The following is a 13,585-nucleotide window of genomic DNA, read 5'->3' on the forward strand; positions in this document are numbered from 1 at the left end:
GATGGCTGGGTAGCGAACTCACTGAGCATCATCTGCACCCTGGGTGGCCTGCAAGACACGGGGCACCGTTTCACCCGACTCATCCGTGACCGCGACGCCAAATTCACCGCCGCGTTCGACGCCGTCTTCGCCTCCATCGGCGTCGAAACCTTGCTCACCGCGCCGCAGGCCCCGCGGATGAACGCCATCGCCGAACGCTTCGTACGCACCGTCCGCGCCGACCGGATGCTCATCTTTGGCGAACGCCACCTGCACCCCCGACGATGCTCCAAACGTCGTCCCGTTTCCAATACCCGCACAGCGGATACGTCGCAAAACAGTCCTCGCAGGACTGATCAACGAGTACCAGAAAGCCTCCTAAAATCCCAGGTCACGATACCAGTGGCCAAGTTTCAGAGGTACTACAGGGATCACGGCGGAGTTCCCGATTCGGCTTCGGACCGCTGTGCCACCGTCGAGCGGCATCGACCGTGGCACAGCGGTCCGTGTCCGGGTTTGATGATCTGTTGCGGATGACCACCGCGGGTGTGACGCACATCACGGGAACCACACCCGGCCGAAACGACAGGCCATGGCATGGACGACGAATTCCGGGCCCGGATACGGGCTGGTGACGAAGGCGCGTTCGCCGAGCTGTTCCGAAAACACGGCAGGTCTGTGTACAACCACTGCCTCCGGTTGAGCGGCGACTGGTCGGTCGCCGAGGACTGCACGTCGCTGACGTTCCTGGAAGCGTGGCGGTTGCGCGGCAGGGCCGACCCCCACGGTGGCAGCCTGCTGCCCTGGCTGCTGGGCATCGCCACCAACGTCATGCACCAGCGCCGGCGCGCGGCGTGGCGCCACCACCGGCTCATGCAGAAGATCCCCACGCCCGAACTGGTCCCCGACCTGGCCGACGAGATGGTCGAGAGGCTGGACGACCAGGAACGCATCGCCGTGGTCAAACAGGTCCTGGCCGGGCTGCGGCGTACCGACCGCGAGGTGCTGTCGCTGTGCGTATGGGCCGGCCTGGACTACGCGGCCGCGGCCGCCGCGCTGGGCGTGCCGGTGGGCACGGTCCGCTCCCGCCTATCGCGGGCCCGGCGGCGCCTGGACCAGCTCGCTGAAAAAACTCTCGCCCAAACCGGGAACCCAGCCCGCCCAGACAGACAGCTACCGGATGACCGCACCGATGCGGTCCGGCCCACGAACAGGAGATCACGATGACCGGGAACCCCGATGACGACCTGCGCGCCCTGCGCCAGATGCTCCCGGTGCCCCCCGACCGTGACTTCCTGCCCGGCCGCCGACACCTCCGTGAGGAGCACTTGATGACCAGCTGGACGTCCATGAACCGCCGCAACCAGCCACGCCGCCTGGCGGTCCGTGTGGCCACGTCGGTCGCCGTCTCCGCGGCCGCCGTCGGGGCGTTCGCCGCCGTCGCCACCCACGAAAGCCACTCCGCCGCCGGCCACGCGGTCGCGACGAGCACCACCCCCGGCGACGACACCGTCGCCGGCGACCAGATCAGCACCGTGGCATACAGCCTGACCAAGGTGGTTGGCGACAACAGTGTGCACATCGTCTTCCACGCCAGCGCGGCCGTGAACCCGGCCGAGTTCCAGGCCGACCTGTCCAAGCTCGGGGTCGAAGCCACGGTCACCGCGATAAGCCCCGACCAGGTGAAGAACGTCAAAATACACATCGGGGACAGCATCAGCGTGGCCTTCCGGCAAAGCAACGGCGACTACTCCACCTCCGTCGCCAACGGCCAGTTGGATCTGCTCGGATTCGGGACCGGCGACCCGATGCACCACGACTTTCTGGTGATCACGCCCGTCCATCCGGTGCCGAATCCGATCATTCCCACCGACACGGCACCGATATCGATGTACGCAGGGCACTGACAGCACACCCTCACGCGTGGCGCCGGCCGGCGCCACGCGGCGGCGCGACCGCATCCGGTTGCCGGATGCGGTCGCGCCGCTCGAATCAGTTCTCTGGCGCGGCGCTGCACGGCGCCATGTGCAGTATGCTGAGGGTGCCGACAACCTATACGACCTGCCGATATTCATGGAGCAGGCCTCCGGCACGGTCACGTCGCCTGTCTGCGGCGGTTTCATTCGGATCTGGATCTGCCCCACATTCAGTGATCGAACTGGTCAAGAGCTCAGCAGGACCCGTTTGCGGAGTAGGTCGAAGTCCGCGCGGCCGTACATTTGCTGTTTGTAGACCTTCAGTCGGTCCATGACTCCTTCCACAGCACCGGAATTGTGTTCGAGGGTAAGTCCGTTGATGACGGCGTCGCGGTCGTGGCGGATGCCGTTGGCGAACGTCTTCAGCTGCGGCAGGCCGCTGGCCTCAACGTCGGCCAGCCAGGCTTCGAGTTTGCCGCCTTCCAGCTCGGTGAGCATGTGGGCGAACCGCCCGACAATCTTCGCCGTCGCCTCCAAGTGCGGGCACGCGGCCTTGACCTACTTGAGTTTCACCGCCTCGTCCCCATCGAGATTGTCGGGACGGGTCAGCAGCCACGTCGTCGCCTCGCCGACCTCCGGCGCTGCGGGCCTGCCCGGCGGCGCGACACCGACCTGGCGGAACGGCTTCATGTAGTCCCGCAGCGTGCCGTAGGCGGCAGAGCAGCCCATCTCGTGGATCTCGGTCCATATCTGCTTGATGTTGGTGACGCCGGCGTTGAAGCGCTCGTGGATGTAGGGCTTGTACTCGTCCAGCACGCTCGACTTGCCGGTGCGTGTGGCGACCAGGAGTTCCTCGACGGTCTCGGCATGGCGGTAACGCGCGATGGTGCCCTTGGCCAGCCCGGTCGCGCGTTTGATCCGCCGGATGCCCAGCCCAGCGGCCTTCAGCTCCTGGACCTCGGCGAAGGTGCGCCCGATCCGCTCCGGCGATCACCGTTTCGTCGATGCGCCGAGCGGCGGCGGCCGCGGCCAGCTGCTCGGCATCGGGCCGCTGCTCCCACGCCTGTCGCGCATCCCGCAGCACGTCGTCCGAGGCCTGGCACAGACAGCCGTAGTGTGCGGTGACGGTCTTCTTCACATGCTCGCCGAGGTTCTTCCACAAGTGGAACCGGTCGGCGACCTGGATCGCTTCCGGCGCGCCGCGCCGGGCGCCGTCGGCGTAGGCGCCGCCACGGTCACGGCACGACCTCTACGCCGGGGTGTGCTTCGAGCCGTGCGGCCAGGTCGTCAGCCTCGCGTCCCTCGAACAGGTCTATCGGCCGGTGGTCGGCCATGTCCAGCCCGATCGTGCCGTAGACCCGGCCGCGCCGGATGGCGAAGTCGTCAACACCGAGCACTTCGACCGCGCCGATCGGTGGGTCCGCAAGCGCCCGCACCGCGCGGATCAGCGTGTTCCGCCCGACCGGCAGACCGAACACCGCAACCATCCGGGCCGCCGACCGACCGGCCAACATCAGCCCCAGCTGCGTGACCAGGCCAGCCGCCGGAATACTGCGACGGGCATAGCGTGAGGTCAGGACCCCGACCCGCTCGGCGAACGTGCGCAGAGGACATGGTCCGTCGCAGAAGAACCGGCGCACGGTCAGCTCGACGATCACCGGCTGCGCGCCGATCGGCAGGTCCCCCAGACGCCGCCGGTAATGGCTGTGAACCCGCTCCGACCTCGCTCCGCATCGTGGACAAGTCGCCGTCGGGCCTACCGCGCACGTGCCGAGCATCACGATGCCGTCGCGGCGATCTATGCTCTCTACCTGCACGAACGCTAGGTGCGGCAAGAGTAAATCAATAGTCTGTGATGACCGCCGACGTCATATTGGCAGGCGCGCCCACCCCATGTAGCCAGTTCGATCACTGAATGTGGGCCAGATCCGTTCACCGAGGTGGGTGCGACGCTGCGGCCGCGCCTAGAGTCCGGTTTTTCCTGTTGCCCAATACGGCCTGGTGGTGATCGCGTTTCGGTCGAGGATCGCCGCGCCGACGAGTGCTTGCCTTTGGCCTTGGATGGACTGGGCATGGCCGAGGAGAAGTGCGCCATCGACATCGGCGAGGTCTTCGCGGCGGAGCGTCTCATCGAGCCAGGCGCGGGTCATCGCCCCGGGATCGTCTGCGAACGCGGGGACGAAGCGGTAGTGGGGCCACCTACCGCGGAGCCGGTCGACCGACGCTGACGGGGCCTCGATCACCACGGTCGACGGGTGCCGGCCGGCGGTGGCGTATGCGTCGAGGGTGCCGAGTGCGGAGCCGTCGCCGATGAGCAGCCGGTGGGTGCCGGTCAGTCTCATGGACACGTAGCGGCTGGCCAGAAGTGTGGTCTCCGTTCCTGGGTGAAGGCTCTGCAGCCATCGCGCACCCGGTCCGTCGCCGTGGAGAACGGCGAGGACGGTGATGCGGTCGGGTGCGTCGACGGTACGGACGTTGTAGCGGCGCCCTTGTGTCGGGGTCGCGCGAACCTGCACCTCGTGGCCGGGCTGCCAGCCGCCGGCCGGCGGGTCGGCGCGGAACTCGAGTTCAAGGAAGTCGGGTGCGATCCGCTCGGTGCGAAGTACGCGCGCTCGACGGCCCATGAGAGTTTCGGCGAGCTTGCCGACGAGGGCCGGTGCTTTGGGCATGAACGTCTCTCCTTGCGGCGGCTCAAGGCTTCCGCGGATTGATGGGGCTGGTGAGTGGGGTCGTCATTCGGCGGCGGGGCCGAGCTCGTTCGCGTCGAGCACGGTGTCTTCTTTGCGCACCTGGTTGTGCTTCCTGGGGATGAGGAAGGCGAGGGCGAGCGGGATGGTGCCCAGGCCGAAGGTCCACCAGAAGGCGTCGGCGAACCCGGAAAGCACTTGGCTCGGGGTGTGGGCGGTTTTCAGGTGGTTCTGCAGGATGACGGCGATGACGGCGACGCCGAAGGGCGCTCCGACGCGCTGGACGACGCTGAAGGCCGCGCTGCCGCTGGGGGTCTCCTCGTGGCTGAGGCTGCCGAAGGCGAGGGTCATGACCGGGTACGTGGCCGCACCGAAACCGATGCCCTGCAGAAGTTGGCCGGCCAGCAGCAGAAGCTCGCCGCCGTGGAGGTCGGCGAAGGTGAAGGGCAGGATGCCGATCATTGTCAGGGCGATTCCGCCGGCGACGACGAGGCGTCCATCGAGCTTGGCCACCAGGGGGCGTGCGAGGAGGAAGAAGAGTGTCGTACCGGCGCCCTGGGGGATCAGCAGCAGGCCCGTGGTCAACACGCTCTCGCCGCGAAGCTGCTGGTAGAACAGCGGCAGCAGCAGGGTCAGGGCATAGGTGGAGAACCCGGCCATGAATGTGATGATGCTGCTGAGGCCGAAGCTGCGCCGAGCGAACAGGCGCACGTCGATGAGGGGCTTGCGCCGCGAGGCCAGCGAATGCCGGACGAAGGCCGCGATGAGCACGGTGCCGATCAGTAGCGGCAGCCAGGCGGATACGGCGGCGAAGCCGTTGGCGCCGGCGGCCTCGGAGACGCCGTATGCCAATGCGATGACGCCGGGGGTCAGCAAAATGAGGCCGAGTACATCCAGCCGGTCGCCGGGACGGCCGGGGACTGCGGGAAGGAACCGGACGAGGGTGAGGGCTGCGATGCAGACCGGGACGTTGACGAGGAACATCCACTGCCAGGACCAGTACTGGAGGATGAGCCCGCCGAGCACCGAACCCAGTACCGGGGCCAGCTGCGCTGGGAGCGCGATCGCGATCATGGCTTTCCCGATCCGCTCGGGGCCGGCGGCGCGGGTGAGCATCGAGAAGGAGAGCGGGATCAGCATGCCCCCGCCGGTGCCCTGGAGCGCGCGGAAGGCAATCAGCATCGGCAGCGAGCTCGCCGAGGCGCACAGGGCCGAGCCGACGAGGAAGGCCGCGACCGCGAAGGCCCAGACGTTGCGGGCGCCGAATCGCTCGGAGGCCCATCCACTGACGGGGATCACCGCCACATAGAGCAGCAGGTAGGCGGTGGCGACCCACTGGGTCCGGGCAACCGAGGCGTTGAAGACGGTGTGCAGGTGGTCGATCGCGATGTTCACGATCGTGGCGTCCAGCAGAGTCGTGAAAACCCCGAGGACTAGAACCACGCTGATGAGGTTCAGCCGCCGCTGCGGCACGAGCGCGCCCGTAGGGGCCGGTATTGTCGTCGTCATAGATTCAAACTAAACCGTTCAGTTCAGTAGTGCAACACTGAACCGTTCAGTCTGATTCGTGTATCGTGGAGGGATGAATGAGCCCAAGCCGGTGCACCTGCTGAGTGCGGGATCGGCGGCGAAGCGCCGGGCCGTCCTGGCAGCGGCACGCGACCTGTTCGTCAGTCAAGGCGTGGATCGCGTCAGCATGGACGCCGTGGCTGCCAGGGCCCAGGTCTCTAAGGCCACCGTCTACAGCCACTTCGGTGACAAACAGCGGCTGTTCCGCGCGATCCTCGCTGACGCCGCCGAGTCTCTGGACGCATTCGCTCGGCAGGTCATCGGCGCGCATCTCGGCGACGGTGCCGGCATCACCAGCTCGGCTCGACTGGAGGAGGCGCTGACGGAGACCGCCATCGACTTCGGCATCGGGCTCGTCGGTTCCATCGAGTACTCCGCGGTCTGGGCGTTGGTCGCGCAGCGACGTTGGCAAGACCCGGACGCGGATGACGACGTGGAGACCACGGCGATCGAGAATGCCATCGCCGAACGTATCGCGCACTTCACCGAGCTCGGACTCCTCGATGCCGAAGATGCGCGGCGCGCGACGGATCACTTTTTCGCTCTCACAGTTCTCTTGGCCTTCAACGAGCAGCCGAACCCGCTCGCTGTAGACCAGGAACGACTCCGAGCGACCATGATTGACGGCGCGCGCGCCTTCGTCCGCGCATACGGCGCCCGCTAATGCCGTGAACCGAGTCTTGAGGACTTCTTGGAGCGGCTCCATCGCCCCTCACTTACGCGAGCACGTCGCCGACGCCGGACTCGGCGCCAGCGAGACCGAGACGGTCGAAAAGGTCCGCACCTACCTGGAGAACAAGAGCCCCTACCTCGGCTACGCCGCCCCTTCAAGCGCGGCTGGCCGATCGCGACCGGCATCGGGGACCGGGACGACGCCAGCGAGAACCGCCATCGCTTTGTCTGACGGCTACAAGCCCTAGCGGTGGTTTGTTAAGGCGGGAGGTAGAGGTTGAGTCCTCGTCCTGTGCCGACTGCGTTGATCAGGGCTTGGAGGTCTGGTGGCGGGGGCTCGGGCGACCATGCCTGCCACCAGCGTTGTAGCGCGATCCATGGGGCCAGCCAGGCCCGGACGGCGCGGATCGCCTTCGGCCAGGACGGCGGGGAGGGCTGGCGCCCGGGTTCGGGACCCCCTCTCTCCGGCGGCGGCATCGGCCGTCGTCGGCGGGTCCGGCGATGCCGGTTGGTCGAACCAGGTGTCCCAGCAGAACGAGAACGCGCAGTTCACTAGGGTCTGGTGGCGGCGGATCGCCGTGTCGGAGCGGTCGGCCCAGCCCAGCTCGTCTTTGACCTGCTTGTAGCTCTGCTCGATCCCGGCAGCGTGGCCGGATCGGCGGTGGCCACCACCAGGCGGGTCGTGCCGTCCGGGCCCCAGAATCCCAGCCGCGCGTCGGCGGCCCACCAGGTCTCGGTGTGTCCGTCGTGGAAGGTGCAGGTGACCGGCGTCCAGTCCCCGGGCTCTTCTTCGCTGGTGAAGGTCAGGATGCGGGCGGCGTCGGCCGGGGTGTAGGCGTCCGCGCCGTAGGCCCAGGTGCCGTGCCGGGGTTTCAGGGCCATGACAAAAGGCAGCCCGGCGGTGCGCAGCTCGCCGCGGAACCCGTCCTGGTCACCGTAGGCGGCATCCGCAGCCACGGCCCGGAAGACGAAGCCGGCCTTGACAGCGCGGGCCGCCAGTTCGGCGCCGATCTGCAGCTTGGTCCGGAAGTCGAAGTCGGCCTTACCGCGTAGGAAGTACTTGGCCGGGGTGTAGGGCACGGCGTGTACCGGGTAGTAGACGCGCTCATCGGCCCAGACTGTGGTGACGGTGACGATCGGCGTTGTCGGTCTTGCCCAGCCGGCCCAGCCATTGCCGGCCGATGTGGGCGGTCGCGGTGCCGTCTTTGCGGTCCCCGGAATCGTCGATGACCAGCACCCCACACTCGTGCGGGGCGGTGGCTGGATCCGCGAGCAGCAGCTCCAGCCGCCGGGTGTTGATCGCCTCGTGGTCCCAGCGGGACTCGGACAAGAAGAACTGCAGCCGCTGCACCGCCGGATGCTGCGCCCCGACGACCGGTTCGGCCCCGGCCAGAGCCGTCAGGGTCTTGTTCCGATCGCGCGGCGCCAGCAGCCCGGTGAGGTACTCCCGGAAACCCCTGCGCTGGGCCAGCGAGGCGAACAGCGGATCGAACATCGCCGCGTAGTCCTCCAGCGGACCCGGCACCACCGGACACGGCCGTCTCGCCGTCACGCCTACCACCTGCACAAACCCAGCCCCGCACCACTACCCTCTCTAGGTACGGATACTGCGAAACCAGGCCAGAGCCAACAAACCACCGAATAACGATGCGGCCTTCATGGTACTTCTCGACCACACAGCCACCAGGCAGGATGATCCACAGGCCATGGCACGCCGCCACGACTTCCTCTCCATGATCGGCGACCGCGCTCGAAGGAAGCCTGATCGACGGAATCAAGGCGTTTCCCTCTACGATGACGACGACTTCCGACGGTTCGCCGAACAGGCCCAAAACCTCGCGGATCCGCTGTGCCATCGCACGATCCGTGCCGGGATTCCACTTCCCGGCGACGTCCGCCTCGGCCGTGTCGATCGCACTCCACCTCGTCATGGGAACCGTACTGAGAGCAGCAGTCTCAACTCGCTGGCTCTCGGCCGCATCAAGAATCTCGACTGTCTTGACTTCCTCGGGACTGAGATCCACGAAGAGGTCGTCCACCAGCCGGCGAGTGTATCCGTAGTCTTTTGTGCTCATGTCCCGCATTCAACCCTTGCCCGCCCTACTCCTTCAGCGTGATGCTCCGGAGACCGGCGAGAAACGGTAGCCGCCCTCGTGGTGCACGACATGCCCGGCTGTGGGCGGCGCGAAGTGCGTGCCCAGGACCAGGGTGTCCGTTCCGACGAGTCCGGCAAGCAGGGTACGGCGCGAGGCCTCGGACTGTCGCGGGTCGATGTCGACGCAGGCACCGATGCCAGGGTCTGCGAGCTGGACGGGGTGGTGGACGCAGTCGCCGGTGATCAGCGCCGTCCGGCCGTGGCTGGTCAGCTCGACGGCGACGTGGCCGGGGGTGTGACCGGGAGTGGGGAGAAGCCGCAGCCCCGGGGCGACGTCGGCGCCCTCGGCGGGTACGTTGACGAGATCGAGCAGGCCCGCCTCCTCCACCGGGATCACGGAGTCCCGGAACATCTGCTCACGCGCCGGCTCCATCTCATATCCAGCCCAGAACTCCCGCTCGTCGCGGGAGGTCAGGTAGCGGGCGCGGGGGAAGGTGGGCACCCACGTCCCATTCACGTTCCGCGTGTTCCAACCGACGTGGTCGGCGTGCAGGTGAGTGAGGATCACCAGGTCGACCGAGTCCGGGTCGAATCCGGCGTCGGCCAGGCCCCGGAGGTAGTCGGTGTCCAGGTTGTGCCACGCGGGGTTGGCACGCTCCTTGCCGTTGCCGATACCGGTGTCTACCAAGACGCGCAGCCCGCCGAGCGCGAAGGCGAAGCTGTGGCTGTGCAGGCGCAGGAGGCCCTCGTCGTCGGCGAAGTGGGGATGCAGCCAGTCCTGCGCGGCGACGAGGTCCGGGGTGGCGTCGGGCAGCAACCACGGTCCGGTCGCGGGCGACAGCAGGACCTCGTCGACGCGGTGGACGGTGACATCACCCACGGTCCAGGACGCGGCGGCGGTCGGATTGGAGGCAGTCAGGTCGGCAGCGGTCGGGTCGGTGACGGGCGCAGTACTCATGATCGGTCTTTCCTTCGGTCTCGTTACAGCAGGTCGTTGAGTACGTGGCGGACGAGCCTGCTCCTCGGCACGATAAGCGCTGCCAAGGCCGCGACGGCCAGCACGGCGGCGCCGACGGCGTAGGCGTAGGCGGCGGTGCGCAGTCCGTAGTGCTGGGTGGCGGCGCCCGCGGCGATGGCGGGCAGGCTCATGGAAAGGTAACTGAGGACGTAGTACGCGGCGAGCGTCGCGGCACGGTCCCACTCGTCGAGTGCAGCGAGTGTCATGCGCAGCGCCCCTTGCGAGACGGCACCGAAAGCGATCCCGGCCAGGGCCGCACCGCCATAGACGGCAGGCAGCCCGACTCCGTGCAGACCGCTCAGCGTCAAGGCCGTGGCGGGGACGACGGCCAGGGTTCCGCCGATGGCGGCAGTGCGCGGCACCGAGTGTCGCAGCATCCACACGGTCAGCGCGGCGGTGGCGCTGAGTGTGAAGAAGACCAGGCCCCCGGCGGCTTGCGGGGCGCCGGGCGACACGAGGTGCACCAGCGCCGGCCCGAGGGAGGAGTAGAAGCCGCCCAACGCCCAGACGGCCACGACACCGGTACCGACCACCAGCAGGGCGCGGCGCGCCGCGGGCGGCACCGCGAGTCGGGGGCGTAACGAACGCAGGGCGCCGGCATGCGGGCGGGCCGTCTCCGCGGTGCGCATGACCGCTACCGCCTGAGCTGCGAACACGACCGCCAGCACGACGTACACGGTGACCGTCGGTGCGGGCGCGAAGCCCACGAGGAGGGTGGCGGCCAGGACACCGGCGGCCATACCCGTCACCGGGGCGATGCTGTTGGTCAGCGCGGATCGGCCCGGACGCCGGGGATCGGCCAGGTCCAGCAGGGCCGCGCCCGCGGCGCTGGTGGCCACGCCGGTAGCCGCTCCCTGCAGGACGCGGGCCGCGATCAGCGCACCGGCGCCGTCCGCCGAGGCCAGCAGCATCATGGCACAGGCCTGCACCAGCAGGGCACCCACCAGTACAGGACGTCGTCCCAGATGGTCGGAGAGCGCTCCGGTAGTGAGCAGGGCCAGCAGCAAGGCCAGGGAGTAGGCGCTGAAGACGACGGTGACGGTGAGCGAGGTCAGGTGCCATATGTCCTGGTAGCGCGGGTAGAGCGGGGTGGGCGCGCTGGATGCGGCGAGGAGAGCGGCCAGGATCGAGGCGGTCAGGGCGAAGGCGGCCGGTCGGTCGGCCGTGCGGGTGCGGACGGTGCGGACGGCCTGGTAGGGACGGGGGGCAGGTGCTCGGCGGGTGGCGGTGGCCATGGGGCCCTCTCAGCTAAACGCTATGGGTTTGCTTTAAGTCACTGTAGGCCCTACCGTAAGCTAAAGCAAACTCTTAGCTTTTACCTGAAGGGTGCCGCGCCACTTCAGCATGAGGAAAGAAGGAAGTCCGTGTCCGCCGCACAACCCACCCCGCCGGAGGTGGCCCGCTGGGCCGCCCGCGCCGGGCTCCACCTGCCCGCCGACCGCCACACCGAGGTCGCGGCCGTCGCCAACCACATCAGCTCCGTCGTCGAGATCCTGCGCGAGTTGGACTTCGGCGACACCCCACCCGCCATCGCCTACCGCGCAGGACAGGAGATCCCTGATGCAGCCGTATGAACTGTCCCTGGCCGCGGCCGCCGACGCGATCCGGGAACGACGACTGTCCCCTGTCGAGCTGGCAGACTCCGTCCTTCAGCGCATCGCGCAGATGCAGCCGCGCCTTCAGGCCTACGTCACCATCAGCGCCGAGCGGGCCCGCAGGGCCGCGCGTGAAGCAGAACGCGAGATCGTGGCCGGCCGCCACCGCGGTCCGCTGCACGGCATCCCCATGGGTCTCAAAGATCTGATAGACGTCGCGGGCACGCCGACAACGGCCAGCTCCCAGGTCCGCGCCGGCCACCTGGCGCGAACCGACAGCACGGTCGCCACGCGTCTGGCGCAGGCCGGTGCGGTCCTGCTCGGCAAGACGCACACGCACGAGTTCGCCTACGGCCTGACCACCCCGCAGACCCACAACGCCTGGGACACCGACCGGATCGCGGGCGGATCCAGCGGCGGATCCGCCGTAGCCGTAGCGGCCGGCATGGCCACGTTCGCTCTGGGTACCGACACCGGCGGGTCCATCAGGGTGCCCTCCGCGCTCAACGGGGTGGTGGGCCTCAAGCCGACCTACGGCCTCATCCCTCGTCACGGCGTCACTTCTCTGTCCTGGTCCCTGGACCACGTCGGCCCGATCACCCGCACCGTCGAAGACGCGGCCCTGGTCCTAACCGCCCTGACCGCCCTGACCGGACACGACCCCCAGGACGCCGCCTCCCTGGACTTCGCCTCCCTGGACGCGGCCTCCCCGACCACACCCGCCGCGGACTACCGGCCGACCGCCGACCCGGACCTGACGGGGCTTCGGGTCGGCGTGCCGCGCAACTACTACTTCGACCACACCGACCCCGAGGTCGAAGACAGCGTCCGGCAGGCCATCAACCGGCTGCAAGCCCTGGGCGCACGCCTCGTCGAGGTGGAGATCCCCATGACGCGCTACATCCAGGCCACCCAGTGGGCTCTGATGGTGCCCGAGGCCACCGCGTACCACGAGGGCACCCTGCGCACCGTCCCCGAGCTCTACCAGGCCGATGTCCGCACCCTCCTCGAGGCCGGCGAACTGATGCCTGCCGGGGACTACCTGCGCGCTCAGCGTTCGCGAACCCTCATGCGGCAGGAATGGACCCGCCTGCTGCGGCAGGTCGACGTGATCGCCGCCCCCACCATCCCGGCGACCGCCGTCAAGGCCGGCCAGGAGACGATCACCTGGGCCGACGGCACCGTCGAGGGCGTCTCCGACGCCTACGTACGCCTCTCGTCCCCCGCCAACATCACCGGAATACCGTCCCTGTCCATACCGGTCGGCCAGGACACGGCGGGACTGCCCATCGGCATGCAACTGCTCGGGCGGCCGCTCGGTGAGCGAGTGCTCCTGCGGATCGGCCACGCCTACGAGCAGACACTAGAAGCAATGATTTCGCTTTAAAGTAGATCTATGAGCAGACAGATGGTACGCCCCGGCGGACGCAGCGCCCGCGTCCAAGCCGGGGTGCACGCCGCCGTGCGCGAGCTCTCCGCCGAGGTGGGCCGGGACGCCCTGACGGTGCCGATGATCGCCCAGCGCGCCGGCGTGACCCCGTCAACGGTCTACCGACGGTGGGGAGACCTGCAGGAACTGCTGTCGGACGTGGCGGTCGAGCGGCTACGCCCCGACACCACACCCGGCGACCACGGCACACTCCGCTCCGACCTGACGGCCTGGGCCGAGCAGTTCCTCGACGAGATGTCCTCCCCCTCCGGCCGCGCCTACATCCGCGACGCCCTGCTCGGCGACCCGGACGGCGGCAACGCCGGCCGCTGCTCGGCCTACGCCGCCGAACAGATCGACGTCATCCTCAGCCGCGCCGCCGAACGCGGCGAGGAGACACCGGCCGTCGAGACAGTCATGGACCGCGTCGTCGCCCCCTTGATGTACCGCATCCTCTTCCGCCCCGACGGTCTCGATGCCGAGTATGCCCGCCAACTCGTGACAGGGATCTTCGACAACGCCGGAACAGGCGCGGCCAACTAGGTAGACACCGTGCAGTTTGAGAACGCCCGCCAGGCTGGAGGAAGGTCCGCAAGGCGAAACCGGTACCGGGTCGGGTCGGGTC

Annotated in this window: 14 protein-coding genes and 2 pseudogenes; 6 read left to right on the forward strand and 10 right to left on the reverse strand. The window is 68.3% G+C overall.

The window, feature by feature from the left end:
• Positions 1–18: 18 nt before the first annotated feature.
• Complete coding sequence (locus IZR01_RS16805; protein ID WP_194893719.1) at positions 19–255, reverse strand: hypothetical protein; 237 nt, start codon at positions 253–255, stop codon at positions 19–21.
• A 321-nt stretch (positions 256–576) separates the two neighbouring features.
• Between IZR01_RS16805 and IZR01_RS16810 the strand changes: the two genes are divergently transcribed.
• Both IZR01_RS16810 and IZR01_RS16815 read left to right on the forward strand, forming a co-directional pair.
• Positions 577–1,206, forward strand: coding sequence for an RNA polymerase sigma factor (locus tag IZR01_RS16810; protein WP_194893718.1), 630 nt, complete (start codon positions 577–579; stop codon positions 1,204–1,206).
• Complete coding sequence (locus IZR01_RS16815) at positions 1,203–1,886, forward strand: hypothetical protein (RefSeq protein ID WP_194893717.1); 684 nt, start codon at positions 1,203–1,205, stop codon at positions 1,884–1,886. Before IZR01_RS16810 ends, IZR01_RS16815 begins: the two co-directional genes overlap by 4 nt.
• A 255-nt stretch (positions 1,887–2,141) precedes the next feature.
• Here IZR01_RS16815 and IZR01_RS16820 read toward each other — a convergent pair whose 3' ends face one another.
• The 6 genes and pseudogenes from IZR01_RS16820 to IZR01_RS16840 all read right to left on the reverse strand — a co-directional run bounded on the left by IZR01_RS16820 (position 2,142) and on the right by IZR01_RS16840 (position 6,091).
• Positions 2,142–2,393: a transposase gene (locus IZR01_RS16820; RefSeq protein ID WP_194893276.1), complete on the reverse strand. Its 252-nt coding sequence runs from the start codon at positions 2,391–2,393 to the stop codon at positions 2,142–2,144.
• Between the two features lie 60 nt (positions 2,394–2,453).
• The gene (locus IZR01_RS50630; protein ID WP_228554304.1) at positions 2,454–2,711 is read right to left on the reverse strand and encodes a hypothetical protein; all 258 of its coding nucleotides are present in this window, start codon (positions 2,709–2,711) and stop codon (positions 2,454–2,456) included.
• Positions 2,712–2,946: 235 nt separating this feature from the next.
• Positions 2,947–3,120, reverse strand: a pseudogene (locus tag IZR01_RS54795) (transposase); the annotation flags it as partial.
• Positions 3,121–3,130: 10 nt separating this feature from the next.
• Entirely contained in the window at positions 3,131–3,673 is a 543-nt protein-coding gene (locus IZR01_RS16830; protein ID WP_228554307.1) for a transposase family protein, read from the reverse strand.
• A gap of 186 nt (positions 3,674–3,859) precedes the next feature.
• Positions 3,860–4,564 carry an SIP domain-containing protein gene (locus IZR01_RS16835; protein ID WP_194893278.1) on the reverse strand — a complete coding sequence of 235 codons (705 nt, stop codon included), beginning with the start codon at positions 4,562–4,564 and terminating at the stop codon, positions 3,860–3,862.
• Between the two features lie 63 nt (positions 4,565–4,627).
• Positions 4,628–6,091, reverse strand: coding sequence for an MDR family MFS transporter (locus IZR01_RS16840; protein ID WP_194893279.1), 1,464 nt, complete (start codon positions 6,089–6,091; stop codon positions 4,628–4,630).
• Positions 6,092–6,164: 73 nt separating this feature from the next.
• On the opposite strand from IZR01_RS16840, the gene IZR01_RS16845 reads away from it, so the two are divergent.
• Positions 6,165–6,815, forward strand: a complete 651-nt coding sequence (locus tag IZR01_RS16845; RefSeq protein WP_194893280.1) for a TetR/AcrR family transcriptional regulator — start codon at positions 6,165–6,167, stop codon at positions 6,813–6,815.
• A 252-nt stretch (positions 6,816–7,067) separates the two neighbouring features.
• On the opposite strand, the pseudogene IZR01_RS54800 reads toward IZR01_RS16845, so the two are convergent.
• The 3 genes and pseudogenes from IZR01_RS54800 to IZR01_RS16860 form a co-directional block, all read right to left on the reverse strand.
• Positions 7,068–8,375: pseudogene (locus IZR01_RS54800) on the reverse strand (IS701 family transposase).
• 556 nt (positions 8,376–8,931) lie between these two features.
• Positions 8,932–9,876, reverse strand: a complete 945-nt coding sequence (locus tag IZR01_RS16855) for an MBL fold metallo-hydrolase (RefSeq protein WP_194893281.1) — start codon at positions 9,874–9,876, stop codon at positions 8,932–8,934.
• Between the two features lie 23 nt (positions 9,877–9,899).
• Entirely contained in the window at positions 9,900–11,171 is a 1,272-nt protein-coding gene (locus IZR01_RS16860) for an MFS transporter (RefSeq protein ID WP_194893282.1), read from the reverse strand.
• A 129-nt stretch (positions 11,172–11,300) separates the two neighbouring features.
• Between IZR01_RS16860 and IZR01_RS16865 the strand changes: the two genes are divergently transcribed.
• The 3 genes from IZR01_RS16865 to IZR01_RS16875 are packed head-to-tail and all read left to right on the forward strand — an operon-like array spanning position 11,301 to position 13,503.
• Positions 11,301–11,510 (forward strand): hypothetical protein, encoded by a 210-nt coding sequence (locus IZR01_RS16865; protein ID WP_194893283.1) that lies wholly within the window; start codon positions 11,301–11,303, stop codon positions 11,508–11,510.
• Positions 11,497–12,918 (forward strand): amidase, encoded by a 1,422-nt coding sequence (locus tag IZR01_RS16870; RefSeq protein ID WP_194924388.1) that lies wholly within the window; start codon positions 11,497–11,499, stop codon positions 12,916–12,918. Before IZR01_RS16865 ends, IZR01_RS16870 begins: the two co-directional genes overlap by 14 nt.
• Positions 12,919–12,927: 9 nt before the next feature.
• The gene (locus IZR01_RS16875; protein ID WP_194893285.1) at positions 12,928–13,503 is read left to right on the forward strand and encodes a TetR/AcrR family transcriptional regulator; all 576 of its coding nucleotides are present in this window, start codon (positions 12,928–12,930) and stop codon (positions 13,501–13,503) included.
• Positions 13,504–13,585 lie beyond the last annotated feature (82 nt).

This window comes from Catenulispora pinisilvae, assembly GCF_015356865.1.
Classification (GTDB): Bacteria; Actinomycetota; Actinomycetes; order Streptomycetales; family Catenulisporaceae; genus Catenulispora; species Catenulispora pinisilvae.

Coding starts and splice junctions, on each gene's coding strand:
- IZR01_RS16815 (WP_194893717.1), top strand. CDS start 1,203: ATGACCGGGAACCCCGATGACGACCTGCGCGCCCTGCGCCAGATGCTC.
- IZR01_RS16870 (WP_194924388.1), top strand. CDS start 11,497: ATGCAGCCGTATGAACTGTCCCTGGCCGCGGCCGCCGACGCGATCCGG.
- IZR01_RS16860 (WP_194893282.1), bottom strand. CDS start 11,171: ATGGCCACCGCCACCCGCCGAGCACCTGCCCCCCGTCCCTACCAGGCC.
- IZR01_RS16830 (WP_228554307.1), bottom strand. CDS start 3,673: ATGCTCGGCACGTGCGCGGTAGGCCCGACGGCGACTTGTCCACGATGC.
- IZR01_RS16810 (WP_194893718.1), top strand. CDS start 577: ATGGACGACGAATTCCGGGCCCGGATACGGGCTGGTGACGAAGGCGCG.
- IZR01_RS16855 (WP_194893281.1), bottom strand. CDS start 9,876: ATGAGTACTGCGCCCGTCACCGACCCGACCGCTGCCGACCTGACTGCC.
- IZR01_RS16835 (WP_194893278.1), bottom strand. CDS start 4,564: ATGCCCAAAGCACCGGCCCTCGTCGGCAAGCTCGCCGAAACTCTCATG.
- IZR01_RS16845 (WP_194893280.1), top strand. CDS start 6,165: ATGAATGAGCCCAAGCCGGTGCACCTGCTGAGTGCGGGATCGGCGGCG.
- IZR01_RS16875 (WP_194893285.1), top strand. CDS start 12,928: ATGAGCAGACAGATGGTACGCCCCGGCGGACGCAGCGCCCGCGTCCAA.
- IZR01_RS16820 (WP_194893276.1), bottom strand. CDS start 2,393: ATGCTCACCGAGCTGGAAGGCGGCAAACTCGAAGCCTGGCTGGCCGAC.
- IZR01_RS16840 (WP_194893279.1), bottom strand. CDS start 6,091: ATGACGACGACAATACCGGCCCCTACGGGCGCGCTCGTGCCGCAGCGG.